Here is an 18,011-nt window from a genome sequence, read left to right as displayed (position 1 = left end):
TTTGAATGTCAGTCCGCAATCGCGAGCAGGCTCGCTCCGACAAAGATTTATGTTGTATACAAGTTTTGTATCGGGGATAGGTCGAAGGCCTCGTTTCGTGGTTAACTTCGGCCTCTTCAAAATTCTCTACAACAACGTTCAGAAGGACTCCGTTCATGGCTCAAGTCACTCTTAAAGGCAACCCGGTTCAAGTCAACGGTCAACTGCCACAAGCCGGTTCCAAGGCGCCAGCCTTTTCCCTGGTTGCTGGCAATCTGTCCGACGTGACCCTGGCGAGCTTCGCCGGCAAGCGCAAAGTGCTGAACATCTTCCCAAGCGTCGACACCCCGACCTGCGCAACGTCGGTTCGCAAGTTCAACGCCCAGGCCAACGATGTCGCCAACACCGTTGTGTTGTGCATCTCCGCTGACCTGCCGTTCGCCCAGGCACGCTTCTGCGGCGCCGAAGGCCTGGAAAACGTGCAGAATCTGTCGACCCTGCGCGGTGCCGAGTTCATCGAGAACTACGGCGTGGCCATCGCTGACGGCCCGCTCAAAGGCCTGACCGCCCGTGCGGTTGTTGTGCTGGACGAAAACGACAACGTGCTGCACAGCGAACTGGTCAAGGAAATCGCTGAAGAACCGAACTACGAAGCGGCACTTGCTGTTCTGAAATAAGCTTACTTTTTACAATTGTTAACGGCCTGGCCCTGTCCAGGCCGTTTTCATTTGTGCTTCAGTGTCTTAGATAAATCTCCTGTTACGTAAGCCAAAGGTAAATTGCCGGTAAAGGCGCTTTGCTTAATACCCGCCAGTGCTTATCGTTCAGCCTCCCGTAGAAAAAAGCTCACGCGCCCAATGGTTGATCATTCCATGCAATCCTCTGCTTCCCGTAATCCTCGTCGCTGGCTGCTCGGCCTGCTTGTCCTGTTGGTCATCGCTGGGCTGTGCTGGAAATTCTGGCCTGCCGGCAGTCACCAGAAGGAAAGTGCAGCTCCGAAAGCCGTCGCCGGGCACACCGGCAAGTCGGGAGGCATGCGTCCGGGCTTTGGCGGGGCGACCGGGCCGATCCCGGTGCGTGTTGCGCCGGCGGTCAAAGGTGATTTCCCGCTGTACTACAGGGCGTTGGGCACGGTCACCGCACTCAACACCATTAATGTGCGCAGCCGCGTTGGCGGCGAGTTGATGAGGATTGCCTTCGAAGAAGGGCAGATGGTCAAGGCCGGCGACCTGCTGGCTGAAATCGACCCGCGTCCTTACCAGAACGCCTTGCTCCAGGCCGAAGGCACGTTGCTGCAGAACCAGGCGCAATTGAAAAACGCCCAGGTCGATGTCGAGCGTTATCGGGGTCTGTTCAAGGAAGACAGCATCGCCAAGCAAACCCTGGACACCGCCGAAGCGCTGGTCGGCCAGTACCAGGGCACGGTCAAGACCAATCAGGCGGCAGTCAACGACGCCAAACTCAATCTGGAATTCACCAAGATCCGCGCCCCGATTGCCGGGCGTGTGGGCCTGCGGCAGCTGGACGTCGGTAACCTGGTGGCCGCCAACGACACCACGGCGCTGGCGATCATCACCCAGACCCAGCCGATCAGCGTCGCCTTCACCTTGCCGGAGAACAGCCTCGACGTCGTATTGGCGCGCTATCGCACCGGCGCCAAATTGATCGCCGAAGCCTGGGACCGTGGCGACACGCAGTTGCAGGCCACGGGCGTGTTGCAGAGCCTGGACAACCAGATCAACGTCACCACCGGCACCCTGAAATTCAAGGCACGCTATGAGAACCGCGATCAGGTGTTATTCCCCAACCAGTTCGTCAACGTCCACCTGCTGGCCGACACCCTGAAAGGCGTGGTGCTCGCACCGTCGGCGGCGATTCAGTTCGGCACCAACGGCACGTTCGTCTATGCAATGGACGGCGACAAGAAGGTCACGATCCGCCAGTTGAAGGTCGGCGCCAGTGACGGTCAGAACACCGTGGTCACCGAAGGCCTCGCTCCGGGGGATCGCGTGGTCCTGGAAGGCACCGACCGCCTGAAGGAAGGCAGCGAAGTCGAAGTGGTCAACGACACCAAGGACGTACCGGCCACCCCGACCGGCCACTTGCAGGGCAAATCGGCGGCCAGCTCGACTGAGCCTGCGACCACCACCGACAAGGCGAAAAAGGACGGCGCATGAACATCTCGCGGCTGTTCATCCTTCGCCCGGTCGCCACGACCCTGAGCATGCTGGCGATTATCCTGGCCGGGATCATCGCTTATCGGCTATTGCCGGTGTCGGCATTGCCGCAAGTCGATTACCCGACCATTCGGGTGATGACGCTGTACCCCGGCGCCAGCCCGGACGTCATGACCAGTGCCGTCACCGCGCCGCTGGAGCGTCAATTCGGGCAGATGCCCGGCCTGACCCAGATGGCGTCGACCAGCTCCGGCGGCGCCTCGGTGCTGACCCTGCGTTTCAGCCTCGACATCAACATGGACGTTGCCGAGCAGCAGGTGCAGGCCGCGATCAACGCCGCCACCAATTTGCTGCCCAAGGACCTGCCGGCACCGCCGGTGTACAACAAGGTCAACCCGGCGGACACCCCGGTGCTGACCCTCGCAATCACCTCAAAGACCATGCTGTTGCCCAAGCTCAATGACCTGGTCGACACCCGCATGGCGCAAAAAATCGCCCAGATCAGCGGGGTCGGCATGGTCAGCATTGCCGGCGGCCAGCGTCAGGCAGTGCGGATCAAGGTTAACCCGGAGGCCCTGGCGGCCAATGGTTTGAACCTGTCCGATGTACGCACCTTGATCGGCGCGTCCAACGTCAACCAGCCCAAGGGCAACTTCGACGGCCCGACCCGGGTCTCGATGCTCGATGCAAACGATCAACTGACGTCGCCCAAGGACTACGCCAACCTGATTCTGGCCTACGCCAACGGCGCGCCGTTGCGGCTCAAGGACGTCGCGGAAATCGTCGACGGCGCCGAGAACGAGCGCCTGGCGGCGTGGGCCAATGAAAACCAGGCAGTGCTGCTGAACATTCAGCGCCAGCCCGGCGCCAACGTCATCGAAGTGGTCGACCGGATCAAGGCGTTGCTGCCAAGCATCACCGACAACCTGCCGGCGGGCCTCGACGTCACGGTCCTCACCGACCGCACCCAGACCATTCGCGCCTCGGTCACTGACGTGCAACACGAGTTGCTGATCGCCATCGCGCTGGTGGTGATGGTGACATTCCTGTTCCTGCGTCGAGCCAGTGCCACGATCATCCCGACGGTGGCCGTGCCGCTGTCGCTGATCGGTACGTTCGGCGTGATGTACCTGGCCGGGTTCTCGGTCAACAACCTGACCTTGATGGCCCTGACCATCGCCACCGGTTTCGTGGTGGACGATGCCATCGTGATGCTGGAGAACATCTCCCGGTTCATCGAAGAAGGCGACACGCCCCTGAATGCCGCGCTCAAGGGCGCCAAGCAGATCGGTTTCACCCTGATTTCCCTGACCCTGTCGCTGATCGCGGTGCTGATCCCGCTGCTGTTCATGGCCGACGTGGTGGGGCGGTTGTTCCGCGAGTTTGCGATCACCCTGGCGGTGGCAATCCTGATTTCCCTGGTTGTCTCCCTGACCCTGACGCCGATGATGTGCGCGCGCTTGCTCAAGCGTGAGCCGAAGGAAGAAGAGCAGGGCCGCTTCTACCGCGCCAGTGGCGCAGCAATTGACTGGATGATCGCAGGCTATGGGCGCAGGTTGCAGTGGGTGCTCAAGCACCAGCCACTGACCTTGCTGGTGGCCATCGGCACGCTGGCGCTGACCGTGTTCCTTTACATGGTCGTGCCCAAAGGCTTCTTCCCGGTGCAGGACACGGGCGTTATCCAGGGCATTTCCGAAGCACCGCAATCGATTTCCTTTGCGGCGATGAGCGAGCGCCAGCAGGAACTGGCCAAAGTGATCCTGGCCGATCCGGCGGTCGAAAGCCTGTCGTCCTACATCGGCGTCGACGGTGACAACTCGACATTGAACAGTGGTCGCCTGCTGATCAACCTCAAACCCCACAGCAACCGCGATTTGGGCGCGACCCAGGTGATCGCGCGCCTGCAACCGGAATTGGACAAACTGGTCGGTATCCGGCTGTTCATGCAACCGGTGCAGGACTTGACCATCGAAGACCGTGTCAGCCGCACGCAATACCAGTTCAGCATGTCATCGCCGGATTCGGAGTTGCTCAGCCTGTGGAGCGGGCGTCTGGTGCAAGCCCTGGCGCAACGGCCAGAACTGACTGACGTCGCCAGTGATTTGCAGGACAAGGGGTTGCAGGTTTACCTGGTGATCGACCGCGATGCGGCGTCACGGGTCGGGGTGTCGGTGTCGAACATTACCGACGCGCTGTACGACGCCTTCGGCCAGCGGCAGATTTCCACCATTTATACCCAGGCCAGCCAGTACCGCGTGGTGCTGCAATCGCAGTCCGGCGAGAAGATCGGCCCGGATGCTTTGAACCAGATTCACGTCAAGACCACCGACGGCGGGCAAGTGCGCCTGTCCAGCCTGGCGCACATCGAGGAGCGACAGGCGCAACTGGCGATCACCCACATCGGCCAGTTCCCGGCGGTGATGATGTCGTTCAACCTGGCGCCCGGCGTGGCGCTGGGGCATGCGGTCGAGATTATCGATCAGGTACAGAAAGACATCGGCATGCCGATTGGCGTGCAGACGCAGTTCCAGGGCGCCGCCGAGGCGTTCCAGGCTTCCTTGTCGAGCACCTTGCTGCTGATTCTGGCGGCGGTGGTGACGATGTACATCGTGCTTGGTGTGTTGTACGAGAGCTATATTCACCCGATCACCATTCTCTCGACCTTGCCCTCGGCGGCGGTCGGCGCCTTGCTGGCGCTGCTGTTGAGTGGCAATGACCTGGGGATGATCGCGATCATCGGCATCATTCTGCTGATCGGCATCGTGAAGAAGAACGCGATCATGATGATCGACTTCGCCCTCGACGCTGAGCGCAATCAGGGCATGGACCCGCAGACTGCGATTTATCAGGCGGCGTTGTTGCGCTTCCGGCCCATTTTGATGACCACGCTCGCTGCGTTGTTCGGCGCCGTGCCCTTGATGCTGGCCACCGGTTCCGGCGCGGAATTGCGTCAGCCTTTGGGTCTGGTGATGGTCGGCGGTTTGCTGGTGAGTCAGGTCCTGACGCTGTTCACCACGCCTGTCATCTATCTGTATTTCGACCGCCTCGGCCGGCGCTGGGGTCGCAAGCCTCAGTCCGTGGAAGCGGTAGAGCAGCCATGAACCTGTCCGGACCTTTCATCAAGCGCCCGGTCGCGACCATGTTGCTGAGCCTGGCGATCATGCTGCTGGGCGGTGTGTGCTTCGGCCTGTTGCCGGTGGCGCCATTGCCGCAGATGGATTTCCCGGTGATCGTGGTCCAGGCCAGCCTGCCTGGCGCGAGTCCTGAAGTGATGGCCTCGACCGTCGCCACGCCACTGGAGCGCTCGTTCGGCGCGATTGCCGGCGTCAACACCATGAGCAGCCGCTCCAGCCAAGGCTCGACCCGGGTGATTTTGCAGTTTGACCTCGACCGCGACATCAACGGCGCGGCCCGGGAAGTGCAAGCGGCGATCAACGCCTCGCGCAACCTGCTGCCCAGCGGGATGCGCAGCATGCCGACCTACAAGAAGGTCAACCCGTCCCAGGCGCCGATCATGGTGCTATCACTGACCTCCGATGTGCTGGAAAAAGGCCAGCTCTACGACCTGGCGTCGACGATTCTGTCCCAGAGCTTGTCCCAGGTGCAGGGCGTGGGTGAAGTGCAGATTGGCGGCAGCTCGTTGCCGGCCGTACGTATCGAACTCGAACCCCAGGCGCTCAACCAGTATGGCGTGGCCCTGGACGATGTGCGCAACACCATCGCCAACGCCAACGTGCGCAGGCCCAAAGGCTCGGTCGAAGACAGCCAGCGGCTGTGGCAGGTTCAGGCCAATGATCAGCTGGAAAAAGCCAAGGATTACGAGTCGCTGATCATCCACTACGCGGACGGCGCAGCGTTGCGCCTCAAGGACGTGGCCAAGGTCAGCGACGGCGTCGAGGACCGCTACAACAGCGGTTTCTTCAATAACGACGCGGCGGTACTGCTGGTGATCAACCGCCAGGCCGGCGCCAACATCATCGAGACGGTCAACGATATCAAGGCCCAGCTCCCGGCATTGCAAGCCGTGCTGCCGGCCAGCGTCAAACTGAACCTGGCGATGGACCGTTCGCCAGTGATCAAGGCGACCCTGCACGAAGCGGAAATGACCCTGCTGATCGCCGTGGCGCTGGTGATTCTGGTGGTGTTCCTGTTTCTCGGCAATTTCCGCGCTTCGCTGATTCCGACCCTGGCGGTGCCGGTGTCGCTGGTCGGCACCTTTGCGGTGATGTACCTCTACGGGTTCTCGCTGAACAACTTGTCGCTGATGGCGCTGATCCTGGCCACCGGGCTGGTGGTGGACGATGCGATCGTGGTGCTGGAAAACATCTCCCGGCACATCGATGAGGGCGTGCCGCCGATGAAGGCCGCATACCTTGGGGCGCAGGAAGTCGGCTTCACCTTGCTGTCGATGAACGTCTCGCTGGTGGCGGTGTTCCTGTCGATCCTGTTCATGGGCGGGATCATTGAAAGCCTGTTTCGCGAGTTTTCCATCACGCTGGCGGCGTCCATCGTTGTGTCGCTGGTGGTGTCCCTGACGCTGACGCCGATGCTCTGTGCGCGTTGGTTGAAGCCGCACACGCCGGGCCAGGAAAACCGTTTGCAGCGCTGGAGCCAGCGCGCCAATGAGTGGATGGTCGGTAAATACGCGACCAGTCTCGACTGGGTGCTGCGTCATCGTCGACTGACGTTGCTCAGTTTGTTTTTGACAGTCGGCGTTAATATTGCGCTGTATATCGTTGTTCCTAAAACCTTTATGCCTCAGCAGGATACCGGTCAGCTGATCGGTTTCGTGCGCGGCGATGACGGTTTGTCGTTCAGCGTCATGCAGCCGAAAATGGAAATTTTCCGCCGCGCCGTTCTCAAAGACGATGCGGTGGAAAGTGTCGCCGGCTTCATTGGCGGCACCAACGGCACCAATAACGCGTTCATGCTGGTCCGCCTGAAACCGATCAAGGAACGCAACATTTCCGCGCAGAAGGTGATTGAACGCCTGCGCAAGGAAATGCCAAAGGTGCCTGGCGCGCAATTGATGCTGATGGCTGATCAGGATCTGCAGTTCGGCGGCGGTCGCGAGCAAACCACGTCGCAATATTCCTACATCCTGCAAAGCGCCGACCTCGGCAAGTTGCGCGAGTGGTATCCCAAAGTCGTGACAGCCTTGAAGGCGTTGCCGGAACTAACGGCGATTGACGCTCGCGAGGGACGCGGCGCGCAACAGGTGACGCTGATTGTCGATCGCGATCAGGCCAAGCGCCTGGGCGTCGACATGAACATGGTCACCGCGGTGCTGAACAACGCCTACAGCCAGCGGCAGATTTCGACGATTTACGACAGCCTCAACCAGTATCAGGTGGTGATGGAGGTCAATCCGAAATATGCCCAGGACCCAATCACCCTCAAGCAGGTTCAGGTGATCACTGCCGACGGCGCGCGGATTCCGCTTTCAACCATCGCCCATTACGAAAACAGCCTGGAAGACGACCGCGTCAGCCACGAAGGCCAGTTCGCATCCGAAAGCATTGCCTTCGACATGGCCGAAGGCGTGACGGTGGAGCAGGGCACGGCGGCCATCGAGCGGGCGATTGCCCGGCTCGGCATGCCGGAAGACGTGATCGTGAAAATGGCCGGCACCGCCAACGCCTTCGCCGCCACCCAGAAGAGCCAGCCGTTCATGATTCTCGGCGCGCTGGTGGCGGTGTATCTGGTGTTGGGTGTGCTGTATGAAAGCTATATTCACCCGCTGACCATTCTGTCGACATTGCCATCGGCCGGGGTTGGCGCGTTGCTGTCGATCTATGCGCTGGGTGGCGAGTTCAGCCTGATTTCGCTGCTCGGGCTGTTCTTGCTGATCGGCGTGGTAAAGAAAAACGCCATTTTGATGATCGACCTCGCATTGCAACTGGAACGGCACCAAGGCCTGACCCCGCTGGAGTCGATCCGCAGCGCCTGTCTGCAACGTCTGCGACCGATTTTGATGACCACCCTGGCGGCGATCCTCGGCGCGCTGCCATTGCTGCTGAGCCGTGCCGAAGGGGCGGAAATGCGGCAGCCGCTGGGCCTGACCATCATCGGCGGGCTGATTTTCAGCCAGGTGCTGACCCTTTACACCACCCCGGTGGTTTACCTCTACCTCGACAAACTGCGCCATCGCTTCAACAAATGGCGTGGAGTGCGTACCGATGCTGCTCTGGAAACTCCGCTATGACTGACCGATCGCTTATCAATCTGGCCACCCCGTTGGCGGCGGCCCGGGGCTCGCGTCTGCTGAGCCTGACGCTGTGCGTGGCGATGCTCAGCGCTTGCGCTGTCGGCCCGGACTACCAGCGTCCGCCCGCCGCGACGCCGGTGCAATACAAGGAAGCGGCAGGCTGGCGTCAGGCCAAGCCCAGCGATTCCCTGGCGCGCGGCGCCTGGTGGGAGTTGTATGGCGACCAGCAGCTCAATGGCCTGATCGAAAAACTCAACAGTTCCAACCAGACCGTCGCCCAGTCCGAAGCCCAGTACCGTCAGGCCCAGGCGTTGGTGCGCAGTGCCCGGGGCGCGTTTTTTCCGACGGTGGACCTGACCGTCAGTAAAAGCCGCTCCAGCCAAGGCACCGGCAGCAGTAATTCGAGCCTGACCAGTTCCTCCAGCGGCATTCGTGACACCTACACCGCGCAGGCCGGTGTCAGTTGGGAAGCCGACATCTGGGGCAAGTTGCGCCGAGGGCTCGAAGCAGACACCGCCAACGCCCAGGCCAGTTTTGCCGACCTGGCGGCGATGCGCCTGAGCCAGCAATCGGAGCTGGTGCAGAATTACCTGCAATTGCGGGTGATCGACGAGCAGAAACGCCTGTTGGAAGCGACCGTCGAAGCTTATCAACGCTCGCTGAAAATGACCGAAAACCAATACCGCGCCGGTGTCTCCGGCAAGGACGCGGTTGCCCAGGCGCAGACACAACTCAAAAGCACCCAGGCGGACATGGTCGACCTGATCTGGCAGCGTGCCCAGTTCGAGAACGCCATTGCCGTACTGATCGGGCTGCCGCCTGCGGAGTTCACCCTGGTCGAGACCAAGGACATCCCGGCGTTGCCCGAAGTGCCGCTAAGCCTGCCTTCGCAGTTGCTTGAGCGCCGCCCGGACATCGCTTCCGCGGAGCGTTCGGTGATGGCGGCCAACGCCAACATCGGCGTGGCCAAGGCCGCGTACTACCCGGACCTGACCCTGAGCCTGAATGGCGGCTACAGCAGCAGCACCTTTTCCAACTGGATCAGCTTGCCGAACCGGTTCTGGTCGGTCGGGCCGCAGTTGGCCATGACCCTGTTCGACGGCGGCCAGCGTTCCGCTGAAGTCGATCGCAGCGAAGCGGCCTACGACGAAACCGTCGCCAAGTACCGCCAGACCGTGCTCGATGGTTTCCGCGAGGTGGAAAACTATCTGGTGCAGCTCAAGGTGCTGGAGGACGAAGCGGGCGTGCGTCAGGAAGCGCTGGATGCGGCGCGTGAATCATTGCGCCTGATCCAGAACCAATACAAGGCCGGTTTGATTGCGTATCTGGATGTGGTGGTGGTTCAGGCCACGGCGTTGAATAACGAACGCAACGTGCTGAGTTTGTTGCAGAGCCGCCTGATCGCCAGTGTGCAGTTGATCGCGGCGCTGGGCGGTGGCTGGGACGGGCAGCTTCAGGTCAGCAATAAGGATTGATCCGGCTTGTTGCAGCGGGTCTTGATCGCTCCCACGCAGCGTTCTGGCATGGGACGCGGAGCGTCCTTGGCTGCATTCCCACGCAGAGCGTGGGAACGATCGGCAAGGGACGGCGAAGATTTATCAAACAAGCGTTTCATCGGCTTGATGGCCATTTGACCATTATTGTCAGTGCGTTCTTTTGCGTAATCAGTACAATCGCCGGATTTGCCCTGTCGAGAACGGAAGCAGTACGGTGGGGCGGTCGCGAGAAGTCACATGCTCATCGGTAGCTATTCACCCACGCTGGTCATCATTTCGCTTTGTGTGGCGATTCTCGCCTCCTATACCGCGCTCGACCTGACCGAGCGCATTGCCACGGCCAAAGGCCGGGCCGTGTTCCTATGGACCGCGGGTGGCGCCTTGGCCATGGGCGTTGGCGTCTGGTCGATGCACTTTATCGGCATGCTCGCGTTCACCTTACCCATCGATCTGGGGTACGACTTCGTCCTGACGGCCCTGTCGCTGTTGACCGCGATCCTGTCCTGCGGCTTTGCCTTGTGGCTGGTCAGCCAGCCACGCCTGCCCGCCTGGCAACTGGGGTTCGGCGCGTTGATCATGGGCGCGGGGATCAGCGCGATGCATTACACCGGCATGGCCGCCATGCGCATGCAACCGGGTATCGATTACGACCCGACGCTGTTCAGTGCTTCGTTGCTGATCGCTGTCGGCGCATCCGGCGCGGCGTTGTGGATTGCCTTCCGCCTGCGTCAGCACACACCGTACGTAGGCCTGCTGCGCGCGGGGGCCGCGGTCATCATGGGCCTGGCCATCGTCGGCATGCACTACACCGCCATGGCCGCGGCGCGTTTCCCGGATGGCAGCTTCTGCGGCGCCGCGATCACGGGCTTGAACGGCAAGGGCCTGGACAACCTGGTGCTGATCACCACGCTGGCGGTGTTGAGCATCGCCTTGTTGACGTCGGTGCTGGATGCGCGTCTTGAAGCACGCACCGCCGACCTCGCACGCTCTCTGACGGAAGCCAATCGCGAGCTGACCCAATTGGCCCTGCACGACACCCTGACCGGTTTGCCCAATCGCATGTTGCTCGCCGACCGCATCGAGCAAGCCATGTCCAAGGTGAACGAGCAGGGCGGTTGTTTTGCGCTGATGTTCATCGACCTGGATGGGTTCAAACCGGTCAACGACGCCTTCGGTCACCACATGGGCGATCAGTTGCTGCGGGAAGTCGGCCTGCGCCTGCGCGAGGATTTGCGCAGCCAGGACACCCTGGCGCGAATCGGTGGCGATGAGTTTGTGCTATTGGTGCGGCTCAGCGAGCCGAACGATGCATTGGACCTGGCGGCTCGGCAGGTCGCGTTGATCGGTAGTTCGTTCCGGGTCGCCGAACATGATCTGCAGATTTCCGCCAGTGTCGGCATTGCGCTGTTTCCGGGCAACGGCCAGACAGCCCAGGAATTGCTGATGAACGCCGACGCGGCGATGTACCACGCCAAGGGTGCCGGGAAAAACGGCTACAGTTTTTTCGATGCCTCGATGAACAGTAACGCGCGCATCCAGCTGCAATTGCTGCAGGACTTGCGCAACGCCCTCGATCAGCAACAGTTCAGCCTCTATTACCAACCCAAATTCGACGCCGGCAATGGTCGCCCGGTGGGCGCCGAGGCGCTGCTGCGCTGGGTGCACCCGACCCAGGGCATGCTGCTGCCGGACAGGTTCATCGACCTTGCGGAAAAAACCGGGCTGATCATTCCCATCGGTGAATGGGTGCTGAACGAAGCCTGCCGTCAGATGCGCGAGTGGTATGTGCTGGGCTACACCGACTGGCGCATCGCGGTGAATCTCTCGGCGTTACAGTTCTGCCACAAGGGCCTGGTCAATAGCGTCTCCAAAGCCTTGGCTACTCATCAGTTGCCGGCGAACAGCCTGACCCTGGAAATCACCGAAACCACCGCCATGAGCGATGCTGACGCGAGCATGACGGTGCTTCAGGAACTCTCGGAAATGGGTGTCGATCTGTCGATCGATGACTTTGGCACCGGCTACTCGAGTTTGATGTACCTCAAGCGTCTACCGGCCAACGAGCTGAAGATCGACCGTGGTTTTGTCCGCGATCTGGAACACGACAGCGATGATGCGGCCATTGTCTCGGCCATCGTCGCCCTCGGTCAGGCGTTGGGCCTGCGCATCGTTGCCGAAGGCGTGGAGACCGGTGTCCAGCAGGATTTCCTGACTCAGCTGGGGTGCGACTCGTTGCAGGGTTACCTGTTGGGGCATCCGCTGCCCGCGGATCGCTTCATGATCGACATTCATCGCGGGGAGCAGCGGGCAGTCGGTTGAAACGACGTGTGATTGATGTGAGTCCATGCAAAAGCCGGCAATGGCGGTTATTCTTGGCCCGGACTGCTTAGGTTTGTTAGGGGACGCACGCATGGACAAAGTCATTCTCATCACTGGCGGCAGCCGTGGCATCGGCGCCGCAACCGCGCTGTTGGCCGCCGCGCAGGGCTATCGGATCTGCATCAACTACCAGGCCGACGAAGCGGCTGCGCAACGTGTGCTGGAGCAAGTCCGCGCGCTGGGTGCCCAAGCCATTGCGGTACGCGCCGACGTCAGCATCGAAGACGAAGTGATCGGCTTGTTCCACCGGGTGGACACCGAACTGGGCCGGGTGACGGCGCTGGTGAACAATGCCGGGACGGTGGGGCAAAAGTCCCGCATCGACGAAATGTCCGAATTCCGCATTCTCAGAACCCTTAAAACCAACGTCCTGGCACCGATCCTCTGCGCCAAGCACGCGGTCCTGCGCATGTCGCCCAAACATGGCGGGCAGGGTGGCAGCATCGTCAACGTCTCCTCCGTGGCCTCGCGCTTGGGTTCGCCCAATGAATACGTGGATTACGCGGCATCGAAAGGCGCGCTGGACAGCTTTACCGTCGGCCTGTCCAAAGAGGTGGCGGGCGAGGGCATTCGCGTCAACGCGGTGCGGCCGGGGTTTATCTACACCGACTTCCATGCGCTCAGCGGTGACCCGGACCGGGTCAGCAAGCTCGAATCGGCGATTCCGATGGCTCGCGGTGGACGGCCGGACGAGGTGGCAGAGGCGATTATCTGGTTGTTGTCGGACAAGGCGTCTTATGCGACCGGGACTTTTGTTGATCTTGCGGGCGGGCGTTAACAGGCTCGTTCCCACGCTCTGCGTGGGAACGATCAGTGTCAGAATGACCGCACAATCCGCCCCAACGTCTCCATCGCCTTCTCCGACTCTTCGGTCCACGGGCTCCCGTAATTCAGCCGGATACAGTTCCTGAACCGCTGGGTCGGTGAAAAGATCGGCCCCGGCGCGATGCTGATCCCCTGCGCGAGTGCCATCTGAAACAACTTCAACGAATCCATCTGCGCCGGCAGCTCCAGCCACAGGAAGTAGCCACCGGCCGGTTGGCTGACGCGTGTCTGCGCCGGAAAGTAGCGGGCAATTGCAGCGAGCATGGCGCTTTGCTGTTCTTCCAGGGCGTAACGCAGTTTGCGCAGGTGCCGGTCGTAGCCGCCGTGTTGCAGGTAGTCGGCGATGGCGGCCTGGGCCGGCATCGAGGCGCACAGCGACGTCATGAGTTTCAGCCGTTCGATTTTCTGCGCATAACGCCCGGCGGCGACCCAGCCGATGCGGTAGCCGGGGGCAAGGCTCTTGGCGAACGAACCGCAGTGCATCACCAACCCTTCTGTATCAAACGCCTTGGCCGGTTTCGGCGCTTGCTGGCCGTAATAGAGTTCGGCGTAGACATCGTCTTCAATCAGCGGCACTTGGTGGCGGCGCAATAATTCGACCAGTTCCTGCTTCTTGGCCTCGGGCATGGTCGCGCCCATGGGATTCTGGAAGCTGGTCATGCACCAGCACGCCTTGATCGGATGGCGTTCCAGGGTTTGCGCGAGCACGCCAAGGTCGATGCCGTCGCGTGGGTGCACCGGAATCTCGACGGCTTTGAGCTTCAACCGCTCGAGTATTTGCAGGCAGGCATAGAACGCCGGCGCTTCGATAGCCACCAGGTCGCCGGGTTCGGTGACGGCTTGCAGACACAGGTTCAAGGCTTCCAGCGCGCCGTTGGTGATCAGCAATTCTTCCATGGGCAGCATCAGCCCGCCGACCATGTAGCGCAGGGCGATTTGTCGGCGCAGTTGCGGGTTGCCCGGCGACATGTCGGTGACGACCATGCGCGGGTCCATGTCCCGGGCGGCGCTGGCCAGGGAGCGCGACAGCCGTTGCAGCGGGAACAGGGTCGGGCTGGGAAAAGCCGAGCCGAAGGGCACCGTGGTCGGGTCCTTGATCGAGTCGAGCACCGAGAACACCAGTTCGCTGACGTCGACTTCAGTGGATTCGTTGACCTGGCTGCTGATCACCGGCTCCGAAAACGGGCTCGGCGCATGGGCGTTGACGAAGTAGCCGGAGCGCGGCCGGGCGCGGATCAGGCCCCGGCGTTCGAGCAGGTAGTAGGCCTGGAACACCGTGGACGGGCTGACCCCGTAGGTCTGGCTGGCGTAGCGCACCGACGGCACGCGCTGGCCGGGACCAAGGACGCCGGAGCGGATCAGTTCTGCGATGTCGTCGGCGAATTTTTCGTAGCGTTTCATCAAGTGCCTGGATGTGATTCAGTCAGAAAAATCGAGGTGACTGCATCGCGAGCAAGCTCGCTCCCACAGGTATTGCAGTGTCCTTGTGGGAGCGAGCTTGCTCGCGAATGGCGCCCCGCAGTCTAAAGCCTTAACGGTTCATCGGCGCCACAAACCGGCTTTTTGCCACGCTATAAATGCCTGGTTCATCGCTGTCGACAATCTTGAAACTGATCGTCTGTGAACTGCTGCTCGGACGTTCTGCCAGCAGGGCCACCGACACCGGTACATCGACAATCTCCCCCGGTGCCAGACTCAGTTCGGTCTTGCCTTGCAGCTGGAAACCGTCGCCCTCCACCAGGCTCAGTCGATAGTCCTGGCGCACCTGAGTCTTGTTGATGACCTTCAGGCTGTAGATGTTTTCGATCTGCCCCTGACTGTTCTCACGGAACAGACCGCGATCCTTGCTGACATCCAGCGACACCATCGGCCGTTCGACCAGGGCAAGGACGAGGGCGCCGATCATCACCAGCAGCACGGCGGTGTAACCAATCAGCCGTGGCCGTAACAGGCGGGTCTTGCCACCCTGCAACTCACGCTCCGAGGTATAGCTGATCAGGCCGGGGGCGTAGCCCATTTTGTCCATGATCGAATCACAGGCGTCGATACACGCCGCGCAGCCGATGCATTCCATCTGCAAGCCGTCGCGAATATCGATCCCGGTCGGGCAGACCTGCACGCACAGTTGGCAGTCGATGCAATCACCGAGGCCCACTTCGGCCGGTTTCACCTCGCGTTTGCGCGGGCCACGGTTTTCGCCACGGGCCACGTCATAGGAAATGGTCAGGGTGTCCTTGTCGAACATCACACTCTGGAATCGCGCATACGGGCACATGTGCATGCACACCGCTTCACGCAGCCAGCCAGCATTGATGTACGTCGCGCCGGTAAAAAACAGCACCCAGAACAGGCTGACGCCGCCCATCTGCAAGGTCAGCAGTTCTTCGGCCAGGGGCCGGATCGGCGTGAAGTAGCCGACAAAGGTCAGGCCCGTCAGCAGGCTGATCGCCAGCCACAGGGTGTGCTTGGCCGAGCGGCGCAGCAGTTTGTTCAGGCCCCACGGCGCGGCCTGCAGCTTGATGCGCTGGTTGCGCTCACCTTCGGTGATCTTCTCGCACCACATGAAAATCCAGGTCCACGAGCTCTGCGGGCAGGTGTAGCCGCACCACACCCGGCCGGCAAACACCGTGATCGCGAACAGGCCGAACGCGGCAATGATCAGCAACGCCGAGAGCAGGATGAAATCCTGCGGCCAGAAGGTCGCGCCGAAGATATGGAACTTGCTTTCCGAAAGGTCCCAGAGCACCGCCTGACGATTGCCCCAGTTCAGCCACACAGTGCCGAAGAACAGCAAAAACAGACATCCGGCGCCACTCAGGCGCAGGGTGCGGAACAGGCCGGTAAAGCTGCGGGTGTGAATCAGGTTGTCGCTGGACTTGGCCTTCATCTTTGGACGCGAAGGCTCATAGGTCTGGACTGGCGGGACGCTTTCTATGGTTCGGACGGGGATTCTATCGCTCATGGTCTTTCGCTCATCAGCCTCCATCAGGCATGAGCACTATGACCAGCGATCTGTTTGCATAACAGACTCAGGTATTGGAATAAAAAGCGGATCAGATGGGTATCGATGCGCTACCTGCGACAACTTGATGCACCCGGCGTTGCAGGATGCAGGCGCCTGTATCGGTCGCCTGCGGGAGGTGTTGATGCAGGTCAGTCAAATAACCGAATCACTCTCGGTGGCCTTCAAATGCCTGCGACCGTCAACGGCGCCTACTACGGTCAATGCGTCGGCTTCTGCTTCGGTGATGTAGACAAGCTGGCCGTCGAGCTCCACCGCTGACATGGCTTTATCCGGGTCAGTGATGATGGTGACGTCGGGGCACAGGCGAATTTCTTCACCGTTTTCCGTTGTGAAAAAGCATGTCTGGTTTTCGATGCGCACAGTCATGAACGTGTCCTTTTCTCTGCGGGTTCTACAGTGTTAGGGCTCAGCCGGGGATCATCGTTCGGTGCAACCGATTAATGGTCGGTGCGGTCCATGCTCTAACGAGCAATCACAAGGATTTGCACCATGAACGCCTGGTGGCATGAGGTTTGGGTGACGCTGCAAGCGGAATTCTCCGACATTGGCGATGCGTCGCAACTGACGCGCATCACCGTGCGGCTGCTGATTGCTGCGTTGCTGGGCGGCATTCTCGGCTTTGAACGCGAGCAAATGGGCAAGGCTGCCGGGGTTCGCACCCACATGCTGGTGGCATTGGGCGCGGCATTGTTTGTCCTGGTGCCACAGATGTCCGGGTCCCAGGCCGACGCCATGAGTCGGGTGGTGCAGGGCGTGATCGCCGGGATCGGTTTTCTCGGCGCCGGCACGATTCTGAAAAACCAGGAGGGCGATGAAGGCCACGTCAAAGGCCTGACCACCGCCGCCGGGTTGTGGATGACGGCAGCGATCGGAGTGTCGGCCGGCCTGGGGCGCGAGGCGACGGCGGTGCTCAGTACGTTGCTCGCGCTGGGGATATTTAGCTTTATGCCGAGAGTTGTCCGGATGTTTGAAAAACAATGACGCTAATCAGTCGATGACGCTGCACGGATGAATGCATCATCCACGTTCGTTGCTTCATAGTAGCTGGTGAATTCCTGTCCGCTGCTGAACTTACTGAATTGGCGATTACTGATCATATAAAAGTAGTCGCAGTTGTCGACCACTTCTTGGGTGTTGTGAGATGACACAAGAATTGCAGTTCCGTCCTTTACTGCGCCGTGCAGGCACTTCCATATGTAATGGCGAAATTCAGGGTCGACCCCGGCAGTTGGCTCGTCAAGTATTATAAGGTCTGCGTTCAATGCCAGTAGTGTCAGTGTGAAAAACCAGCGTTTTTCGCCGTAACTGCATGTTGATGATTTTCTTTTCCAGATTTTTTTGTAGCGCTCGACTACTTCAGGGCTCCACGTTTCAAGTTTTGCCAGTACGTTGTCCTGTGTGACATTGTCTGGTGAGCAAAGTAGGGCAGTTATTTTAAAGATGTCAAACATGTGGAGCGTGTGCGGAGTGGTAATTGTCTGCGACAGGTAGAGTTTCTTTATGAAGGTGTTAGACATAGTTGAGTCTTTTCGGTTGTGCAGGCCACAGACGATGTCAAAAAAAGTCGTCTTTCCACTGCCATTCGGCCCGAGTAAACCTACGAGGTTCCCAGGCTCCACCTTTAATGTCGCATTTTCAAATAAAGGATGTTTAAAGTGGCTAAATGTCAGTTTGTCAACGGTTAACGAGTTCATTAATATCTGCTCCATACCGGATTGATTCTAAGTTGATGGGTCGTTAATGCAAAGTTAAATACAAATAGGAGTGTGGTACAAATAACGATGCTCGGAGTGTGCCAAATACCCAGTATCATCGTGTTCTTGGCGAGCCAGAGGGGATTCAAAAGATGAATTAAACTTGGTGCGTCTTGCGGCATGTCGGCACCATAGATGCCGAGAATTAACATGGAAAATGATAAGATC

At 60.2% G+C, this 18,011-nt stretch carries 12 protein-coding genes; 8 read left to right on the top strand and 4 right to left on the bottom strand.

The genetic code is table 11. From position 1 onward, the window contains the following. Positions 1-155: 155 nt before the first annotated feature. From tpx to ACM6I0_RS11880, 7 genes are all read left to right on the top strand, one after another. Positions 156-656: a thiol peroxidase gene (gene tpx, locus ACM6I0_RS11910; RefSeq protein WP_008030203.1), complete on the top strand. Its 501-nt coding sequence runs from the start codon at positions 156-158 to the stop codon at positions 654-656. 180 nt (positions 657-836) lie between these two features. After that, positions 837-2,156 (top strand): MdtA/MuxA family multidrug efflux RND transporter periplasmic adaptor subunit, encoded by a 1,320-nt coding sequence (locus ACM6I0_RS11905; protein WP_414922335.1) that lies wholly within the window; start codon positions 837-839, stop codon positions 2,154-2,156. Continuing rightward, positions 2,153-5,257 (top strand): MdtB/MuxB family multidrug efflux RND transporter permease subunit, encoded by a 3,105-nt coding sequence (locus ACM6I0_RS11900; protein WP_285431029.1) that lies wholly within the window; start codon positions 2,153-2,155, stop codon positions 5,255-5,257. The genes ACM6I0_RS11905 and ACM6I0_RS11900 overlap by 4 nt, the downstream gene beginning before the upstream one ends. Then, positions 5,254-8,361 (top strand): efflux RND transporter permease subunit, encoded by a 3,108-nt coding sequence (locus ACM6I0_RS11895; protein ID WP_285431030.1) that lies wholly within the window; start codon positions 5,254-5,256, stop codon positions 8,359-8,361. The genes ACM6I0_RS11900 and ACM6I0_RS11895 overlap by 4 nt, the downstream gene beginning before the upstream one ends. Continuing rightward, complete coding sequence (locus ACM6I0_RS11890) at positions 8,358-9,839, top strand: efflux transporter outer membrane subunit (protein WP_414922334.1); 1,482 nt, start codon at positions 8,358-8,360, stop codon at positions 9,837-9,839. The genes ACM6I0_RS11895 and ACM6I0_RS11890 overlap by 4 nt, the downstream gene beginning before the upstream one ends. 258 nt (positions 9,840-10,097) lie before the next feature. Next, entirely contained in the window at positions 10,098-12,179 is a 2,082-nt protein-coding gene (locus ACM6I0_RS11885) for a putative bifunctional diguanylate cyclase/phosphodiesterase (protein WP_414922333.1), read from the top strand. A gap of 91 nt (positions 12,180-12,270) precedes the next feature. Continuing rightward, positions 12,271-13,017, top strand: a complete 747-nt coding sequence (locus tag ACM6I0_RS11880; protein WP_414922332.1) for an SDR family oxidoreductase — start codon at positions 12,271-12,273, stop codon at positions 13,015-13,017. 38 nt (positions 13,018-13,055) lie between these two features. On the opposite strand, the gene mapR is transcribed toward ACM6I0_RS11880, so the two are convergent. From mapR to ACM6I0_RS11865, 3 genes are all read right to left on the bottom strand, one after another. Continuing rightward, positions 13,056-14,465 carry a GntR family transcriptional regulator MpaR gene (gene mapR / locus ACM6I0_RS11875; RefSeq protein ID WP_285431035.1) on the bottom strand — a complete coding sequence of 470 codons (1,410 nt, stop codon included), beginning with the start codon at positions 14,463-14,465 and terminating at the stop codon, positions 13,056-13,058. 130 nt (positions 14,466-14,595) lie between these two features. Then, the gene (gene ccoG / locus ACM6I0_RS11870) at positions 14,596-16,026 is read right to left on the bottom strand and encodes a cytochrome c oxidase accessory protein CcoG (RefSeq protein WP_285431036.1); all 1,431 of its coding nucleotides are present in this window, start codon (positions 16,024-16,026) and stop codon (positions 14,596-14,598) included. A 195-nt stretch (positions 16,027-16,221) separates the two neighbouring features. Further along, the gene (locus tag ACM6I0_RS11865) at positions 16,222-16,455 is read right to left on the bottom strand and encodes a DUF3203 family protein (protein WP_414922331.1); all 234 of its coding nucleotides are present in this window, start codon (positions 16,453-16,455) and stop codon (positions 16,222-16,224) included. Positions 16,456-16,578: 123 nt separating this feature from the next. Between ACM6I0_RS11865 and ACM6I0_RS11860 the strand changes: the two genes are divergently transcribed. Continuing rightward, on the top strand, positions 16,579-17,070 hold the full coding sequence (locus ACM6I0_RS11860) for an MgtC/SapB family protein (protein ID WP_414922330.1): 492 nt from the start codon (positions 16,579-16,581) through the stop codon (positions 17,068-17,070). Between the two features lie 2 nt (positions 17,071-17,072). Here ACM6I0_RS11860 and ACM6I0_RS11855 read toward each other — a convergent pair whose 3' ends face one another. After that, complete coding sequence (locus tag ACM6I0_RS11855; protein WP_414922329.1) at positions 17,073-17,783, bottom strand: ATP-binding cassette domain-containing protein; 711 nt, start codon at positions 17,781-17,783, stop codon at positions 17,073-17,075. Between the last annotated feature and the right edge of the window lie 228 nt (positions 17,784-18,011).

It is taken from the genome of Pseudomonas sp. IT-P294 (genome assembly GCF_949767865.1).
Classification (GTDB): domain Bacteria; phylum Pseudomonadota; class Gammaproteobacteria; order Pseudomonadales; family Pseudomonadaceae; genus Aquipseudomonas.
The sequence above is the reverse complement of the archived record's forward strand: the minus strand, read 5'-3'. Positions and strand labels throughout refer to the sequence as shown.